Origin of the sequence: Peribacillus sp. FSL P2-0133, from assembly GCF_037975445.1 — a bacterium.
Classification (GTDB): domain Bacteria; phylum Bacillota; class Bacilli; order Bacillales; family DSM-1321; genus Peribacillus; species Peribacillus simplex_E.
This window is the reverse complement of sequence record NZ_CP150254.1, coordinates 3,441,976-3,460,475: the sequence shown is the minus strand read 5'-3', so window position 1 is coordinate 3,460,475 and position 18,500 is coordinate 3,441,976. Positions and strand designations below refer to the sequence as shown.

At 34.5% G+C, this 18,500-nt stretch carries 18 protein-coding genes; 16 read left to right on the top strand and 2 right to left on the bottom strand.

Annotated features, from left to right (window positions below):
* Nucleotides 1–136 precede the first annotated feature (136 nt).
* The 6 genes from MKY17_RS16550 (at nucleotide 137) to MKY17_RS16525 (ending at nucleotide 6,402) form a co-directional block, all read left to right on the top strand.
* Complete coding sequence (locus MKY17_RS16550; RefSeq protein WP_286177253.1) at nucleotides 137–1,096, top strand: metal ABC transporter substrate-binding protein; 960 nt, start codon at nucleotides 137–139, stop codon at nucleotides 1,094–1,096.
* A gap of 76 nt (nucleotides 1,097–1,172) precedes the next feature.
* A complete protein-coding gene (locus MKY17_RS16545; protein ID WP_098373689.1) occupies nucleotides 1,173–1,880 on the top strand; it encodes a metal ABC transporter ATP-binding protein in 708 nt (235 codons plus the stop codon).
* Nucleotides 1,826–2,647 (top strand): metal ABC transporter permease, encoded by an 822-nt coding sequence (locus tag MKY17_RS16540; RefSeq protein ID WP_098373690.1) that lies wholly within the window; start codon nucleotides 1,826–1,828, stop codon nucleotides 2,645–2,647. The genes MKY17_RS16545 and MKY17_RS16540 overlap by 55 nt, the downstream gene beginning before the upstream one ends.
* A gap of 325 nt (nucleotides 2,648–2,972) precedes the next feature.
* Entirely contained in the window at nucleotides 2,973–3,398 is a 426-nt protein-coding gene (locus MKY17_RS16535) for a Fur family transcriptional regulator (RefSeq protein ID WP_098373691.1), read from the top strand.
* Nucleotides 3,399–3,672: 274 nt separating this feature from the next.
* Entirely contained in the window at nucleotides 3,673–4,773 is a 1,101-nt protein-coding gene (locus tag MKY17_RS16530; RefSeq protein WP_098373692.1) for an NAD(P)/FAD-dependent oxidoreductase, read from the top strand.
* 9 nt (nucleotides 4,774–4,782) lie between these two features.
* Nucleotides 4,783–6,402, top strand: a complete 1,620-nt coding sequence (locus tag MKY17_RS16525; RefSeq protein WP_339200169.1) for a nucleoside recognition domain-containing protein — start codon at nucleotides 4,783–4,785, stop codon at nucleotides 6,400–6,402.
* A gap of 196 nt (nucleotides 6,403–6,598) precedes the next feature.
* Here MKY17_RS16525 and MKY17_RS16520 read toward each other — a convergent pair whose 3' ends face one another.
* Nucleotides 6,599–7,366 (bottom strand): TIGR03943 family protein, encoded by a 768-nt coding sequence (locus MKY17_RS16520; protein WP_098373694.1) that lies wholly within the window; start codon nucleotides 7,364–7,366, stop codon nucleotides 6,599–6,601.
* Entirely contained in the window at nucleotides 7,366–8,385 is a 1,020-nt protein-coding gene (locus MKY17_RS16515; RefSeq protein ID WP_098373695.1) for a permease, read from the bottom strand. The genes MKY17_RS16520 and MKY17_RS16515 overlap by 1 nt, the downstream gene beginning before the upstream one ends.
* A gap of 483 nt (nucleotides 8,386–8,868) precedes the next feature.
* On the opposite strand from MKY17_RS16515, the gene folE2 reads away from it, so the two are divergent.
* The 10 genes from folE2 (at nucleotide 8,869) to MKY17_RS16465 (ending at nucleotide 18,494) form a co-directional block, all read left to right on the top strand.
* Nucleotides 8,869–9,780 carry a GTP cyclohydrolase FolE2 gene (gene folE2 / locus MKY17_RS16510; protein WP_098373696.1) on the top strand — a complete coding sequence of 304 codons (912 nt, stop codon included), beginning with the start codon at nucleotides 8,869–8,871 and terminating at the stop codon, nucleotides 9,778–9,780.
* 566 nt (nucleotides 9,781–10,346) lie between these two features.
* Entirely contained in the window at nucleotides 10,347–11,525 is a 1,179-nt protein-coding gene (locus MKY17_RS16505) for a GTP-binding protein (protein WP_098373697.1), read from the top strand.
* 40 nt (nucleotides 11,526–11,565) lie between these two features.
* The gene (rpmG, locus tag MKY17_RS16500) at nucleotides 11,566–11,715 is read left to right on the top strand and encodes a 50S ribosomal protein L33 (RefSeq protein ID WP_098373698.1); all 150 of its coding nucleotides are present in this window, start codon (nucleotides 11,566–11,568) and stop codon (nucleotides 11,713–11,715) included.
* Between the two features lie 80 nt (nucleotides 11,716–11,795).
* Nucleotides 11,796–12,065: a 30S ribosomal protein S14 gene (gene rpsN / locus MKY17_RS16495; RefSeq protein WP_098373699.1), complete on the top strand. Its 270-nt coding sequence runs from the start codon at nucleotides 11,796–11,798 to the stop codon at nucleotides 12,063–12,065.
* A gap of 76 nt (nucleotides 12,066–12,141) precedes the next feature.
* Nucleotides 12,142–12,498, top strand: a complete 357-nt coding sequence (locus MKY17_RS16490; protein WP_098373700.1) for a hypothetical protein — start codon at nucleotides 12,142–12,144, stop codon at nucleotides 12,496–12,498.
* Nucleotides 12,499–12,786: 288 nt separating this feature from the next.
* Nucleotides 12,787–13,965, top strand: coding sequence for an FAD/NAD(P)-binding protein (locus MKY17_RS16485; RefSeq protein WP_098373701.1), 1,179 nt, complete (start codon nucleotides 12,787–12,789; stop codon nucleotides 13,963–13,965).
* A 55-nt stretch (nucleotides 13,966–14,020) separates the two neighbouring features.
* Nucleotides 14,021–15,208 carry a GTP-binding protein gene (locus tag MKY17_RS16480; protein WP_098373702.1) on the top strand — a complete coding sequence of 396 codons (1,188 nt, stop codon included), beginning with the start codon at nucleotides 14,021–14,023 and terminating at the stop codon, nucleotides 15,206–15,208.
* A 177-nt stretch (nucleotides 15,209–15,385) separates the two neighbouring features.
* On the top strand, nucleotides 15,386–16,309 hold the full coding sequence (locus MKY17_RS16475; RefSeq protein WP_098373703.1) for a GTP-binding protein: 924 nt from the start codon (nucleotides 15,386–15,388) through the stop codon (nucleotides 16,307–16,309).
* A 319-nt stretch (nucleotides 16,310–16,628) separates the two neighbouring features.
* Entirely contained in the window at nucleotides 16,629–17,279 is a 651-nt protein-coding gene (locus MKY17_RS16470) for a zinc ABC transporter substrate-binding protein (protein WP_098373704.1), read from the top strand.
* 222 nt (nucleotides 17,280–17,501) lie between these two features.
* The gene (locus tag MKY17_RS16465; protein ID WP_098373705.1) at nucleotides 17,502–18,494 is read left to right on the top strand and encodes a permease; all 993 of its coding nucleotides are present in this window, start codon (nucleotides 17,502–17,504) and stop codon (nucleotides 18,492–18,494) included.
* The last annotated feature ends 6 nt before the right edge of the window (nucleotides 18,495–18,500 follow it).

The following is an 18,500-nucleotide window of genomic DNA, read 5'->3' as shown; positions in this document are numbered from 1 at the left end:
AGATAGTAAAAGAATTAAATTACCAGTACTGGCGGAATGTATATCCAAATCGTAATTATTCCAATTTACAAATCGTAATAATTACGATATACTACAAATGCTAAAAAAGAGTGAATATATATCGGAGGGTAATTTCATGAAAAAGTTTAACAGAATGGTAGCTCCTGTATTTGCAATCCCGCTTATGCTTGTCGGATGTCAACAAGGGGATGGTAATGAGGGGGCGGAAAATCAAATAAAGAAGGATACTGATAAGATTCAAATAGTCACTACTTTTTATCCAATGTATGAGTTTACAAAAAATATTGTTGGCGATCTCGCTGAGGTAGAATTATTAATTCCTTCTTCCATAGAGCCTCATGATTGGGAACCTTCACCAAAGGATGTAGGTAATATACAAAATGCAGACTTATTCGTCTATGACAGTGAGTATATGGAGACATGGGTGCCTGATATCGAAGAGAGTTTAGATTCTAAAAAGTCTACTTTTGTTAAAGCGAGCGAAGGAATCACTCTAATGGAAGGTGAAGAGCATGAACATGAAGAGGAGGAAGAGCAAGCACATAGTCATGAAAAGGATCCACACATTTGGTTAAGCCCTGCACTTGCACAAAAAGAAGTTGAGAATATTAAGGATGCATTAATAAAGGTTGATCCAAATCATAAGGAAGAGTATGAAAAAAATAGTGTGGCTTATATAGAAGAACTAAAGGACCTAGATAAAGAATTTAGATCTACACTTGCAGATGTTCCTAATAAAGAAATTATTACTCAACATGCAGCTTTTGGATACTTAGCGAATGAATATGGTCTTAAACAAGTAGCAATTGCCGGCTTGTCTACTGAAAACGAACCAAGTCCTGCTAAGCTTGCAGAATTAAAGAAATTTGCATTAGACCATAATATAAAAACTATTTTCTTTGAAGAAGTAGCATCCCCAAAAGTAGCAAAAACTCTAGCAGATGAAATAGGGGCGGAAACTCAAGTACTTAATACCTTGGAAGGATTAAGTGAAGAAAATCAAAAAAAAGGCGCTGATTATATTCAAGTAATGCAAGATAATTTAGATAAACTAAAGGGTGCATTAAGTAAATAGTTAATGAAATAAAAGCGTGATACATGACATAGTCACGCTTTTTATTTTTTTGTAAAACTGGAAAGGAGTGACATGATTGAAACTTGTAGAAGTAAAAGCAATTAAATTTGGGTATGGCCATACTCCAGCACTAGACGATATTTCCTTTCAAATAAATAGTAGTGAATTCATTGGGGTTACAGGACCTAACGGTGCCTCTAAATCAACTCTGTTGCGATTGTTGCTAGGCTTATTAAAGCCTTGGAGCGGAGAGATAAAAATAAGTAAAAGTAATGAAAAAGGACTACCGTTAAAAATTGGATATGTACCTCAACAAATAGCTTCATTTAATGTTGGTTTTCCAAGTACTGTTATAGAGTTGGTCCGTTCCGGGAGATTTCGTAAAGGAAAATGGTTTGCTAGATTGACTGCTCTTGACGAGAAGGTTGTTCAAAATGCTTTGGAAATGGTTGGGATGTGGGAATTTAGGAACCATAAAATCGGAGCGTTATCTGGTGGTCAAAAACAAAAAATCTGTATAGCACGTGCTTTAGCAGCTGAACCAGACTTTCTTGTACTTGATGAACCAACAACCGGGATGGATTTTGAAAGTAGAAAAAATTTTTATGAATTTATGAACCATCGAGTTAAGGAGCACAACTGTACGGTCTTGATGGTAACCCATGATCAAGAAGATGTAAAACCTTTTCTTGATAAAATCATTCATCTTGAGAAGGGAGAACGAGATACATGGAAATGTTTGACCTTGAATTCATGCGAAGGGCATTTTGGGCAGGAGGATTAATTGCCATCATTGCCCCAATATTGGGAGTCTTTCTCGTATTAAGGAGACAAGCGTTAATGGCTGATACCCTCTCACACATATCCCTAGCTGGAGTAGCTGTCGGTTATTTCATTCATACTGATTTAACTCTTTCAAGCTTTCTTGTTGTTATCATTGGTGCCGTTGCAGTAGAGTATATGCGCAGAGCTTACCATTCTTATTCTGAGGTTTCCATTGCCATATTAATGGCTGCTGGTTTATCTCTTGCCCTCTTTTTAATGAGTATTAGTGCTGGTGGCATGACAACTAATGTGGAACAATATTTATTTGGTTCCATTGTAACTATTAGTAATCGGCAAGTATATATCATGCTGATTATAACCTTAATAGTTCTCCTGTATTTTTGGATATTAAAAAGACCGCTATTTTTGTTAACATTTGATGAAGATACTGCATTTGCTAGTGGAATTAATACACATATTCTGTCACTCTCATTCAGTATTTTAACTGGACTAGTAATAGCGGTCATTATCCCTACAATTGGTGTACTGTTAGTATCAGCCCTGCTTGTCTTACCAGCTGCCTTTTCAATAAGGATAGCAAAAGGTTTCAAATGGGTAATTATTACGGCGATAATTACTGCTTTTTTCGGCATCATCACCGGTTTAAGTACTTCCTATTATTTAGGAACTCCTCCAGGGGCAACTATTACGTTGCTTCTTGTTGTCATCTTATTACTGGGATTTGCTTTTCAAAAGATTTACTTTTTAAAAAGAAAAGGTCATTGATATGTACTAAAAAGTTTTTTTGTTAACTTAGGGAAACCGTAAATCTTTCTGAGAGAAGAAGTGCCAATAATCATCTTACAGTGATAAAATGCGCACATTCTCTCTAGAAATATGAACAATTTTATTTATTTACATTCATTTTTTACGCACTAATTAAAGAGTTTATGAAAAAAATAAAGAAATATACTTCTTTGATTTTCTAATGAAAATATGATTTAATTTTAATGTAAATCGAAATGATTACGATTTTAAGACATATGTTTGGGTAGGATTATTTAACTTTAATTTCTTAAAAGAGATTATTCAATAAGGAAAGGAGTTAATAATGATGAACTTACAATATGAAATAAATTCTGTTTTAACTAGAACGGGTTATAAGATGACGAATAAAAGAAGACTATTAATTAAATTGATAAGTAACAGAAACAGTGAATTTATTTCCGCCAGAATTCTTCATAAAGAGGCTAAATTAAAAATCCCCGGTATCAGTTTAGATACGGTTTACAGAACATTGTTTTTGTTGGAGAAAAAAGGATTTATAGAGAAGAAAGGTATGTGGGAAAGAGAATGTAAATATCAATTAGTGTCTGAAAATACGAGGAGTATGATAAAATGCTTGAATTGTGGGAAAAGTGAATCTCTGGATAAAGATAACTGTCCTATTGATATCTCAAAGTTTTCCTTTAATAATCAATTTAAATTACAAAGGTTTGAGTTTTATGGGTACTGTTACGATTGTTTAGAGAAATAGGTAGTAAATCACGTTACATCAAGGGTATTGAATTATGGATATACAATAGTTAATTAAAAATAGTGCCCTAATCACTTACATAACATAAACAAGTTCAACTTCGAACTGTAATAGTAGATTATGTCTATAGATTGTCTCTAAACTTTATAACTTAAATCGTAATTGTTTCGATTTAAGTTGTGGAAAAGAGCAAGGGAAAATGGAAAATAGGATTCATAATAAACGAGATTCATTTAGCAGTAGTAATAAGCTTTTAATAAAAGGAGGAATATACATGATTACGATTATAGGAGGAGGCCCAGCAGGGATTGGTATGGGTGTTCTATTAAAGCAGAATGGAATAGATGATTTTATTATTTTAGAGAGGGATCAAGTTGGTTCAACATTCTTTCAATGGCCTGAAGAAACAAGGTTTATCACACCATCTTTTACTGCTCATGGTTTTAGTTCTTTAGACTTAAACGCGATTTTACCTGATACGTCACCTGCATATACTTTTGGAAAAGAACACTTATCAGGGGAGGAATATGGCGAATATTTATGTATGATTGCTGAACACTACAAGTTGCCAGTCAGTGAAAATACACAAGTACATATAGTAGAAAAAAGGGAAGAAAAGTATTGGGTACAAACAAGCGAGAAGGGTGATGGTTTTTTCTCAGAATCAGTTATTATTGCTTGTGGCGAATTCCAATTTCCAAAACGTCCTTTTAAATATGGTATACATTACGGCGATGTTACCTCATGGAAAGAAATTGAAGGGGATAGAATCATTATTGGTGGTGGTGAGAGCGCAGCGGATGCGGCCTATCACTTAAATAAAGATGGGAGAAGAGTGGATGTATATTACTCTGCGAAACAGTGGTTTGATATTGATGTAGATCCTAGTAGGACCTTATCACCATTTACAAGAGAAAGGCTTGAATCAACAAAAGCGCTTAATGGAATCTTCGAACATCCAATGAGTAGAGCAATCTCCGTCGAAAAGGACGATGAAAAAGACATGTTTCTCATTCAATTAGAGAATGGTGATGTTGTAGAAACTAAATGGGAACCAATTATCTGTACTGGTTTTGGGAGCGGTGCGAAGCAATTCAAGGAGTTATTTGAATGGAACGAAGAAGGACTACCAATCTTAACTGAAAAGGATGAGTCCACGCTAGCCCCTTCAGTATATTTGATTGGACCGAATGTAAGGCAAAGTAATACAATTTTTTGTTTTATTTATAAATTCCGCCAAAGGTTTGCCATTATTGCTGAGGATATCTTTTTCCATCATAATCTTCCTCGCAATCAAGAGGTTTTTGAAATGTATAAGAAGTCTGCCATGTACCTTGATGACTTATCTTGTTGTGAGAAAGGGTGCGCCTGTTAGGAGATTAATATGAAAATTGTATTATTAGGTTTAGAATCATCAGGAAAAACTACGCTACTTAAAGGATTATTACAAAAAAATTTCCCTACTCAGGGATCTAATGTTAAAGGATCTACCTCTACAATACTAGAAGTGAATGAAAATCAGACCCGGTATATGGATACACCTGGAATCCGTATAGGAAGTGAATTAGTCTCAAGTCAATATACAAGAAAAAAGATAAAATCTGCAGATCAATATTGGTTTATAGTTAGAGGCACCCACTTTAAAGAGGAGATTGAAGTCTTAACAGAAGTTTTCCCTTTTGAAGGTAAGCCGATTGCTGTCATAGTTAGCTTTGAAGATAAAATGGATCAAGAATCACTAAATGAATTAAATGATTTTAAAGAAAAAAACAAATTCCCTTTATTTATAATGGACACAAGAAGAGTTGATTCAAGAGTTGGGGATAAAATACGTGAGTTAGCAAGATCAGTTACTTTTGCAGAAAGTGTGGAAATTAATAATTTACGTATAAAAAAAATAAAGGAATTAAAATCACTGTTCCAAGTGCGAATCTTAGGGCCATATGTGGCTCTTATTACTTTACTAGTTATCTATTCCCTCCCAATCTTTTTAGCCTACCAGTTTTCAAAAAGAGTAGAGGGCATTGTAGAATCAACCATTGTTAATTCTCTTATTAGATGGAGTGGAAGGGCTCCTGAAACCTTAAAAACTGTGCTCTTTGGAGATTTTGGACTACTATCATTGGGAATCTACTCCTTCATTTGGGCTTTTCCGGTTGTGATTTTATTCGGCTTAGCTATTGCGATTACAGAAGAAAGTGGATTAAAGGATCAAATTACAGATGCACTTGATCCACTTATGAGAAAAGTTGGTTTAACCGGACAAGATCTTGTTCCTATCATTAACGGTTTTGGATGCAATGTTGTTGCAATACAATCTAGTCGAAGTTGCAACATTTGTACTAGGAAGAACTGCATTTCAGTTATTTCCTTTGGCTCTGCCTGTAGCTATCAGCTAGGAGCGTCTCTATCTGTCTTTGGTGCTTCAGGACATATCTTTCTTATTATCCCGTATATATTCATCTTGATATTAATATCACTTATTCACGGGGGAATTTGGAATAAAAAAACATTGGTACCAATGTTTAAAAAAAGAGAGACTTTCTTGCAATGGCCTTCCGGACAAACTTTATCCTATAGACTAAAGCCTGTTTTAAGTCAATTTCTTGTCCAAGCTATGCCAATTTTTTTAATTATTTGCCTGGTTGCTTCATTATTTGATTTTCTGGGATGGATGGAAATTTTAAAGGAGTTTATCGCACCCTTATTGGTTGTTATTGGCTTATCTACTGATATAGCCCCTGCATTTGTTGCAAGTTTATTTCGTAAGGACGGAATATTATTATTGAATGAAGGTTCCGGAATTATGGCAGAACAAATAGCAGTAGGAGAACTATTTATTGCGGTTTTCCTCTGTAGTACATTTACTGCCTGTTTAGTAACCTTAGTAAAAATAATGAAAGAACTTTCTTTTAAAGAGGCATTCTTATTAGCTGGAAAACAAATGATAACAAGTATTTTAAGCGTTATTTTGTTTTCCATTCTTTTATCGTTGTATAATTAAGTTTGTCACTTACTATCATAAATAATAAACCCAAATGATGAAGTTAGAGGAAAGAATCATATGGAATGAATTGCATTATTTATTCCCCAGTACTTTTTACTATTAAAAAGTACTATATAAAGTAAGAGCAGATTTGATAGTGACTTTATCAAAAGCTGCTCTTACTTTTGTTTATATTAGTAATAGCCTGTCTATACTATTCGGTTATATCTACATATTCATATAGATAGACATCCTTTGGAGCTTGGATTTTCTTAGAAGTGATTAATTGGATCACTGGAACGGTCTCACCATTATAGCTTCCCTTAGTTAATTTCCCTTGAATAGTGTACCAACTATTCGTTTTCATTTTTTTTACATGACCATTAACCTGGTAACCATATAAGTTAGCATCAACGATACAACAGGTCATGGAAAGGCGGGCAATAGCAATTTGATTTTTCGGAAACTGATTCTCTCGATATACAAAACCTGAAATTTCTATTTTTCTTCCTTCGATATCTTCAATATTTGTCATTAAATAGTCCAAGACTTGAAAATAATTTTTATCGTCAACTTTTATTACATCATGTTGATGGAATGTTTCGTTCTTGGCAGAATCGTCAGACTGAATCTGTTTTTGAACAATTCCTCTCTTTGCCAATACATCTTCGCTTAATGTGAAATTAGTCAATGTAAACCCAAGTAAAATTGGTATCAAAAATAGACCATATTTGGAAATGGAGGTAAGAGACGACTTTGATTTCTCTTGATCTGTTTCACATTCACAGCAATGAACATTCTTTTTTTCTTTTTTCATTCGTAAACATCCCACAATCAAAAATGCTGCTAAGGAAATTAATGAGTATGACAGCATTTTCGGAGCAATTAATTGAGTTAAATTTCCAGATACATATAGCTTGAAAATCATTAGACCTAATCCAAGCAACAATAACGCTTCAAATTTATAAGTAATATTTTTCACTACAAACCTCCTCTACTGATCCAGACCCCTGCTAACAGGCATAAACTAAGGACGACTAAGAAGACTAGCAATATATATATAAATACAAAACGCCATTTAAAGCAAGACATCATGATAAGAGTGTTTTTCAGGTCGAGCATAGGCCCAAATACTAGGAATCCCAAAATTGAACCCGGTAAAAAACTATGGGAAAAGGAGGCAGCTACAAAAGCATCTGCTGATGAACAAAGGGAGAGTATATATGCTATTCCCATCATCAGTACTGTTCCTTGGATCTGTGAATTTCCAAGTTCGGCTAGTATTGTCCTATCAACACAAACTTGAAACACACTGGCAAATACTGCACCTATGATAAAATATTTCCCCACCATAAAAAACTCATCAGTAATATGATTAATTAAATGAGTTAATTTATGTGATAAAGAGGAAAAGTGGTCGTGTTGAGTATGATTGTGCTCATTTGCATTTTCTTTAATAATGTCTTTTCTACAAAAAATATAAACGAATGCACCTACTATAATGGCGGTAAGTATACAAATGATGACCCGTCCATATATAATTTCTGGGTTCTTTTGAAAAGCATAATAGGTAGATCCAAATACTATGATATTTAAAATGGGTGCAGTGACTAATAGAACGACACCTGCATGTATAGGGACACCCTTAATAATCAGCCTACGAACGACTGGTATAATTGCACATTCGCATACAGGTACGATCAGTGCGGCAACGATAGAGCAAAAGAGTGCAGCAATTGGTTTTTTTGGTATCATTCGCTGAATTAATTCTTCACTAATAAATAAGTGTATGAACGAGGAAGCGATTGCTCCAAGAAAGAGAAAGGGAATGGATTCTAAGAATAGTCCTAAAAATACAACGAACATTGAATTCAGCATTGGCATGGTTGATAGATTAATTTGAGTCGGAATAAAGCGTTCCCCCAAAAAGAAGAATCCTAGAAAAAGAAGTGATAGGATAAAAAATAATAGATTTGCCGAATAGCGTTTAAAACGCATCATATTAAGAACCACCTTCCTTACAAATCTTAATAATTACGATTTATGTTGAATAAAGCATATGCTTGTCTTTATTCAACATGCTCACTTTTTTTTCAAGTAGACATAGTTGTTAAAAGAAAAAGACTCAAAGTTTAGTAAATTCTTGATAGACTACCTGATAGAAAATAAGTAGTTTTTTTTGTCTTTAACCACTTATAAATAATTGATTTATGAAAGTAAATATTATATGGTTAAAGAATAAAGCGTAATGATTACGATTTATTATATTTTCGTACTCTTCAAAGTATTCCAGCGTAAAGTGAATTTTTCTAGAGACTTGTTTAGGGACCAATCATGTGATCACTAAATGGTTTCTAAATTGTACAGAACTTTTGTACTTAACTAAATTAAGAGGAATTCCATGTAGTTTTAGAAAAAGGTATTACTCGTGATCAATATTTTTATAAATGGTAAAGAATTATTATTGAAGGGAAGTATTAAAAGATGCCAATTCTGGAATTACCTAATAAACTAGACCGACTTCAATATTTTGGTTCAACCTGTCCGATTAATGGAGTTAAACCAACAGACAAACAATATATGCCAGACTTGCAAAACATAGAAAGAAATTATTTCTTTAAAATCGACAATGTAGGAATTAAAAAAATTAAGTATCCAGTCATTGTTAAAGCAGAATCTGAACCGGTAATTCAACAAACCATTGGTGAGTTTACACTCACTACTGAGTTGTGCAGTAATAAGAAAGGGATAAATATGAGCAGGCTCCCAGAAATTCTTCAAGAAGCCTATTCAAAGGGGATAGAAATGAATCCTCAGTCATTACGTCATTTAGCAAAAAGGATGGCAGAAAGGATGGAACAGAAATCTTCAGCTGTCCAAGTGTCTTTTCCATGGTTTTTTGAAAGAACAAGTCCTGTACTGGGTATGTCAGGTCTGATGAGTGCAGATGTAAATATAGAAGTATGCTACCAGGAGCCAGCTAAATGGAAGGAAAAGATAGGGATGATAGCAACAGTTACAACACTTTGTCCTTGTTCTAAAGAAATCAGTGAATATAGCGCCCATAATCAGAGAGGAATTGTTTCTATTGAAATTGAAACTTATTCAGATAGGAGCTTCCCTCGTAATTTTAAGGAAATCATGTTAGAAGTAATTGAATCGAATGCAAGTGCTAAGCTTTATTCCATCTTAAAAAGGCCTGATGAAAAGAAGGTGACGGAACAAGCATTTGAAAATCCAAGATTTGTTGAAGACCTGATTAGACTGGTTGCTGCGGACCTATATGAATTAAGGTGGGTTCAAACATTTCATATTGAATGCCGAAATGAGGAATCCATTCATTTACATGATGCTTATGCTTCATTATCTTATGATAAAGAAAAGGTGATACCATGATACTTTCAGCAAAATACCGCGAAATTGTTGTTGAGGATGGGCAGTCCATTAATATACGACCACACTCATTCCTTTTAGCTACTACAAAAGAATGGATTAAACTTCCGGGTAATATTACCGCGTTCCTAGAAGGGAGAAGTTCAGTAGGCAGCTTGGGACTATTTATTCAAAATGCAGGGTGGGTTGACCCAGGTTTTGAAGGGAATATAACCCCTTGAGAACTATAGATCGTTGAATTTGTCAACTTGTCTTTTCAGAAGTGAATCAACAAGCAAAATTATAAAATGGTAAATACTTTGGTCAAAAAAATGCGATATCAAGTAGAATTTATAAGGATTTAGAACTCTAAAGAAAGAGATGAAAGATTTTATTTATAAAAAAAACTTGTAAATAGTAATTGTTACGATTTATAATGGTATAGCTATTAACGATAGCGGGAGAGAAAAAGCAAACCTTTATAATAAAGAACAGCTATGTATTATTAGATATTAAATCGTAATGGTTTCGGTTTGTATGCGTAGATTATATTAATGATATAAGGGTGCTTTTTGGAAAGGAGTGAAAATGTGGGTTCGAAAAGAATTCCAGTTACAGTACTAAGTGGTTATCTTGGTTCAGGAAAGACAACACTGCTAAATCACATTTTAACTAATCGAGATAATCTTAAAGTAGCTGTTATTGTCAATGATATGAGTGAAGTAAATATTGATGCTACCTTGGTGAAAAAAGGGGGATTTTCTAAAACTAACGAGAAACTGGTAGAAATGCAAAATGGCTGTATATGCTGTACGCTTAGAGAAGATTTACTGATTGAAGTGGAAAAGCTTGTACAGCTAGGAGATATTGATTATATCGTTATAGAATCAAGTGGAATAAGTGAACCAATACCCGTAGCTCAGACCTTCACCTATGTTGATGAAAGTTTGGGAATAGATTTGTCTAGATTATGTAAGCTGGATACTATGGTTACCGTTTTAGATGCTAATCGTTTTTGGCATGATTACGCATCAGGAGAAACTCTATTGGATCGTAAGCAGGCAGTTGATGAAACTGATGAGAGGGAAATAGCCGATTTATTAATTGATCAAATTGAATTTGCTAATGTGATTGTACTGAACAAAGTCGATTTAGTATCGTCAACAAATGTTCAAGAACTAAAATCAGTTTTACAAAAATTCAATCCAGAGGCCCGTATTATTGAGAGTGAATATTCACGTGTACCACTTACTCAAGTTCTAAACACAGGACTTTTTGATTTTGAGACCTCCAGTCAGGGGGCAGGGTGGCTTAAAGAATTAAATGAAGAGCATGTCCCAGAAACAGAAGAGTATGGTATAGCATCATTTGTATATCGCCGCAATAAGCCATTCCACCCAGAAAGGCTAATGAATTGGATACATAATTGGCCAGTAGAGGTGGTACGTTCTAAAGGATTTCTTTGGTTAGCTACACGGAACGACATTTCCGGACTTCTCTCGCAAGCTGGACCTTCTCTAACTATTCAGGCAGCAGGAAATTGGATAGTGAGTTATCCCGAAGAAGAGCGAATGCAAATTTTAAAAGATGAACCAGAACTCTTGGATAGTTGGGACGAAACATTTGGAGACCGTTTAACCGAATTGGTTATGATTGGAATTAATATGAGTCAAAAAGAAATTGAAAAAACCTTGGACGAATGCTTACTTACGGAAGCAGAAATGAATCAAGATTGGTCGGAATTTAAAGACCCACTACCTTCATTTTAAGAAATATGAGTAAATTTAAAACAATGTAGGAGGAAAAAAGATGAGAATTAATATTACGTTAGCATGTACGGAAACTGGAGATCGCAATTATATTACTACAAAGAATAAACGAAATAACCCGGATAGAATTGAACTAATGAAATATTGTCCACGATTAAAAAGACGTACGTTACACAGAGAAACCAAATAAAGCATTAAGAGAATAAATTAAAAAAGCAAAAGAAATTATAATAAAACGTAATCGTTTCGATTTGAAAAAGGAGAATTATTATGGCGAAAAAATCAAAAGTTGTTAAAGAACAAAAAAAGCAGGAGATGGTGATGAAATATGCAGCCATTCGTGCAGAGTTAAAAGAAAAAGGTGATTTTGAAGCACTAAGAAAACTTCCTAGAGATTCTTCACCTACACGGCTTAAGAACAGATGTGAAGTAACTGGAAGGCCAAGGGGATATCTAAGAAAGTTCAAAATGTCTAGGATTGCTTTTAGAGAGTATGCTCACAAAGGTCAAATACCGGGTGTGAAAAAAGCTAGTTGGTAAAATATTTAATCTTTCAACTACCGGATGTTAAAATCTGGTGGTTGATGTTTTTATGTAAATATTAAGGGGTGAAAATATGGAGCGGATTAATCCTATCTTAATGGAATTTTTACTTCGAAGTGTTATCAAAAAATTACCTGATATACACAGAGAAGTTTACCAGTATATTGAGAGTATGGAATATCAATTAGAGGAAGTTTCTGTGGATGAAAAACAATTTCTTCAGTTAATGATTGAGAAATCTCCATTTAGAGCGGCAGCAGACCACTTCTCACTCCATATCTCTACAATAAAGGAAATAATGGATGGGGCACAAATGGAAATAGATAAATCTATAGATGAACGGTGTAATCGAATTAAATGGATTGATTATACCGATAAATTTAAGCAATCCGATAAAACTACCCAGCGAGCATTTATCTTCTTATCTTAACCTTAAAACCATCTGCGCAAAAGATAACTGAACCATTCTAATTTAAGTATTGAGTTATTTTCCAATGATACTTCATTAATTTCCTTTCGAGATAAGGGAGAAAGACTAATCTGGTGACTAGTTCAATAGATTTATGTATGGCCCCATTTACCCTCACAATTAAGATTGGATGCATGCTATAAACTAGGTATATTGATGAGAAACAACAAATGGAGAGAATTTGCATACAAGGATTGCGTCTTCTTACAGTAAGTTATTATGATATTGATTATACATAAGGAGGTAGTTATGTTTAAGTGGATTATTGTTGGAGGCGGCATACAGGGAACCACATTAGCCACATTTTTATTAAAGACTGGCAAGGTAACCATTAATGAGTTAGCTATTATTGATAAAAATGCTAGGCCTTTGGAAAAGTGGAAAAAACGAGCTGATATCATATCTATGCCGTACCTTCGGTCACCGGTTGTACACCACATCGATGTTAAACCAGATAGTTTAAAAAGCTACGTGAAAAGAAACAAAAATGATTGGCCTACAGCTCTGTACGGATATTATAAACGTCCTTCACTTGATGCTTTCAATGAACACTGTAATCAGCTTATGGAAGAAGTAGCAATTAAAAAAGCCTGGATACAAGGAGAAGCATTAACCCTTGAAAAGACAAATGATCGTTGGTCTGTTTCCTTAACTAATGGGCAGAAGGTATATGGAAAAAATCTTGTCTTAGCTTTGGGGATAGGTGAACAACTTATGTGGCCTGAATGGGCAAGGGATTTGAAGAAAAAAAACCCAGATAAGGTATTACATATTTTCGATGATAAAGTACTGGATTTCACTTCAATTATGGCACCTATTGCTATCATAGGTGGTGGGATTACAGCTGCACATCTAGCTGTAAAAATGTCAAACCATTTTCCTGCTGAAGTTACATTAATAAAAAGGCACCCCTTTCGAATCCATACCTTTGATAGTGACCCAGCGTGGCTTGGACCAAAGAGTCAGACGGGTTATCGAAAAATAACGGACTACCGAATGCGAAGAGAACAAATCAAAAACGCCAGACATAGAGGGTCACTTCCGCAAGATTTATATGCAACCTTAAAAAATAGAATAAGAAAAGGAACAATCCATGTTGCCGATCATGAAGTGATGGCGATAAAAGCAGAAGATAAACGGGTGCACTTATTCGACGATAAAAATAATAAAATCGGAACCTTTGGAATGGTAATATTAGCTACTGGTTTTGAATCATCTTTACCCGGTAAATCTCTAATACAACCTATTATAGAAAAATATCATTTAAGGTGTGCAGAATGCGGTTATCCTATTGTTTCAAAAAATTTACAATGGGGAGAAAACTTATATGTGACAGGTGCATTAGCAGAACTTGAAATGGGTCCTATAGCACGTAATATTTCTGGTGCACGTCAAGCTGCAAGTTTAATCGTAAATTCTTTATGCTAAAACATAGCGTGTAAATCGAAATGATTACTATTTATTAGATGGTGAGGGAAATAAAATGAAAAAAATTCCGGTGACCGTATTAAGTGGTTATCTAGGGGCAGGAAAGACAACTTTACTGAATCATATTTTAAAAAATAGCCTAGGATTAAAAGTAGCAGTGATAGTAAATGACATGAGTGAAATAAATATTGATAGCGAACTGGTCAAAAAAGGTGGCCATGTTTCTCGGGTAGAAGAGAGGCTTGTTGAATTGTCCAACGGCTGCATTTGCTGTACTTTACGTGAAGACTTACTTCAAGAGGTAGAAAAGTTGGCTAAAGCAGGAAATATTGACTATATTCTCATAGAATCAACTGGGATTAGCGAGCCTATTCCCGTAGCACAAACATTTTCATATATAGATGAGAATATGGGTATCGATTTAACTAAATATTGCCGATTGGATACTATGGTTACGGTTGTAGATGCGAATCGATTCTGGCATGATTTTCAATCAGGGGATTCCTTACTGGATAGAAAGGAAGCAGTAGGCGGGAGTGATGATAGAAATATTGCTGATTTATTGATAGATCAAATTGAATTTTGCGATGTACTCATTCTTAATAAATGTGACTTGGTAGAGGATGAAAACTTAAATCAATTAGAGAATGTATTACGTAAATTACAACCTGATGCTAAGCTGATCCGTACAGAAAATAGCCAGATAGATCCAACGCACATTTTGGATACTAGACTGTTTGATTTTGATAAAGCAAGCACCTCAGCAGGTTGGCTTCAAGAATTAAATGAAGGGCATGCTGCACATACACCCGAGACCGAAGAATATGGAATATCATCGTTTGTTTATGCAAGAAGATTGCCTTTTAATTCAGAGAAATTTTCAAATTGGATACATTCAATGCCTAAAGAAATCGTACGAGCTAAAGGGATTGCATGGTGTGCGACCAGAAATAATGTCTCTTTGCTATTTTCACAAGCAGGGCCATCAGTGACACTTGAGCCATTGTCTTATTGGGTTGCCTCTCTATCGGAACTACAACAAGAGGAGATATTTAAAAATGAACCACAAATCCTTAAGGAATGGGATATTGAGTATGGAGATCGTCATACTAAGCTAGTCTTCATTGGGATGGATATCAACACAAGAAAACTCAGAAAAGAATTGGATGCGTGCTTGTTAACGGTAAGTGAGCTAGAAAGCAACTGGGCAGGGCTTCCAGACCCATTTACTTGGAATGTTTAAGATAAATCTTTTTATGAATAGGTAAGATTATATGATAAGTATTCAATTTTGCGGAAATAAGTTTATTTAAAATGAGCAACATGAAAACCTGGTAAAAAGGAAAACAAAAGTTTGCATCAAATAAAGACATATTATTACTAAATTTTAAAGTAACATGTTTATTAAGGAGTAGTTAAAATGGCACAAGTAGAGGTAGTTATCATAAGTGGATTTCTCGGAAGTGGAAAAACTACTTTGTTGCAGAATCTATTAATGGATGAAAAAGGTAGCGGAAGAAAAGTGGCAGTTTTAATGAATGAATTGGGCGAGAAATCCGTTGATTCAGACATAATAGGTGACAAGGTTCCTCTACAGGAATTGTTGAATGGATGTATCTGTTGCACGGCTAAAGATGAATTGGAAATCTCTTTATTAACATTATTCCATATGCATCAACCTGATGTAATATACATAGAGGCATCTGGTGTGGCCCATCCTATTGAAATCCTGGATGCTTGTCTGTCTCCTGTCATTGCTGACCGTATATCCATACGCTCAATCATAACAACGGTTGATGCAGACAGATGGTTACAAAGGAGCAGAAATAGTCCTCAACTGAATCGCTTATATGAAGAGCAAGTAAAACATGGAGATACCTTGATCATCAATAAAACTATTCGGTTAAGTAAAAAAGAATTACAGCAAATTAAAGCTGATTTAAAATCAATAAATCCAGGTGCAACTCTTCATATAACTAATTTTTCGAACGTATCATTATCAGGTATTCCTTATTCCAATCGTAATTCCATTTGTGAATTTGAGAAGTTGAATGTTCATCAACGTTTGCATATCCAATCATTAACGTATACCTTTACGAATGAAATTAAAAAAACAGATTTTGAAAATTGGTTAATGAAACTTCCTGAGACAATTCACCGAATAAAAGGCTTTGTTCGATTCGAGGAAGAAAAAGGGAAAGTTAATCTATTCCAATATACATATGGGGTACCTTCTTATTATCCACAAGATATTGCTTTTAAAAATCATTTCGTTGTTATTGGAGAAAATCTAGACAGTAGGGAAGTTTACTCTCAATTAAAAGATCTCGAAAATAAATATTAATAAGACGTGAACTTAAAAAACTTCTATATTAAGATATGAGCTGCCATAAAGTAGAATCACCAACTATGCGAAAAATCTGCTCATTAACAATATTGGAAGCCTGTTATACGGTTTAATGTGGATCTTTTTAGGCGTGCACTATCTTTCATCAGTACTGATCCGTCCGGGTTGTTTCTCTTGTTTTTTGACGTAATGAAATTACGGTCTCCTGTTTTAGTATATGTTAATTTTTACCATCCTCTAATATTCCTTTACATTACTCTAAAATAGTTTTAAGATTTAAAACGTAATAATTACGATTTAAAAATGGTAACCTTCTATGGGCGAAGAAACACACTCTGACGAACTTGAACACGAAAGCGAGGAAACACATTCTGATGATCAAGAAGGAGAGGAAGGGGCAACTGAAGATCATGTGCATGAAGACGATGGCCATGACCACGTAGATTTGGATCCCCATGTATGGTTAGATCCTGTTCTTGCCATTGACCTTGCTAACAATATTAAAAATTCGTTAAGTGATATAATGCCAGAACATGCTTCAGAGTTTGAATCTAATTTTCTTCAATTAAAAAGCGATTTAGAAAAACTAATTCAAGATTTTAAATCAACCGTCGACAACTCCAAAACGAAGTATTTATTAGTATCTCATGCTGCATATGGATATTGGGAAAGTCGATATGGAATTGAAGAGATTGCTATTTCAAGTTTATCTCCTTCACAGGTGCCTTCTCAGAAAGAATTACAAGAAATCGTTCAGGAATCAACAGAACATGGCGTCCATTATGTGATTTTCGAGCAGAATTTAACTCCAAAAGTTGCAGAGATGACTCAAAAAGAAATAGGTACGAAGTCTCTTACTCTTCATAATCTAGAAGCGATAACAGAGGAGAATATAAAACAAGGTGATGATTATTTTAGCATCATGAGAAAAAATCTAGAAACCATTCAGACAGCATTAAATGAATAAAATCAAACATAGTATAAGAGAAAAAATATTTTACATAGCTAGAATCTAAAACTTTCATAACCCTTCCATCTTTTTGTGGCAGGGCTTTCTTTACTATTAGTCATGTGAATTTAATCGTTAAAGTTTGCTATATATTTTTAAGTAAATCTTTCATTCATACTCTACAACTTTCTAATATATTTTATGGAAGAAGCACTACATTATATTTTAAAGGAGGTACCTATGATTCGGATTATTCGAGGTCATATGATAGATATAACCGGTATTATCATAATAGCGCTAGCTCTTTTCCTGTTTTCTTTCAGTTCTAGTATAAAAGATACCTTTGTTATTCCACCGTCATTGTTAAATTTAAATACTATTTTTCTAAGTATTTTAATAGAAGCCCTGCCCTTTGTTTTAATTGGGGTCCTCATCGCTGGAGTGATCCAAATCTTTGTTACTGAGGAACATATTCAAAGGTGGATACCAAAGAATAAAGTTATGGCTGTAATCATGAGCTGTATTGTAGGAGCGCTGTTTCCTGCCTGTGAATGTGGAATCGTCCCCATTGTTCGACGTTTAGTTGTAAAAGGAGTACCTATTCATGCTGCGATGGGTTTTATGTTAACAGGCCCTCTTATCAACCCGATTGTTATTGCTTCTACATATATGGCATTTGGAAACGATTTTAAAATTGCAGGATTGCGTATGGGGTTAGGTTTTCTGGTGGCTATAATGGTTGCCTTTGCTGTCAGTTGGATTTTTAAAGGCAATCAATTTAAGGCTTCCATCATTTCAACCCATAATCACAGTAAAAATCAATCACTATCCAAGCGTTTTTGGTCGATGCTCACACATTCAATTGATGAGTTTTTTGATATGGGGAAATACCTGGTTATGGGAGCTTTTTTAGCTGCTTTTGTACAAACCTATATGCCAGCAAAATCCTTGTTGGAGGCTGGAAACGGTCCGGCTTCTTCTTTATTTGTTATGATGGGATTGGCTTACGTTTTATCTCTATGTTCTGAAGCAGACGCGTTTATAGGAGCTTCCTTTAGCAGCATTTTTCCAGTTTCATCAATCCTTGGCTTCTTAATTTTCGGACCCATGATGGATTTAAAGAACACACTTATGATGCTGAGCGTTTTTCGATTTAAATTTGTTATGGTTTTGCTAGCATTGGTTGTTTCAATGGTGTTTATCACTTTAATGCTGCTGCAAAGCTTTTTATAAGGAGGG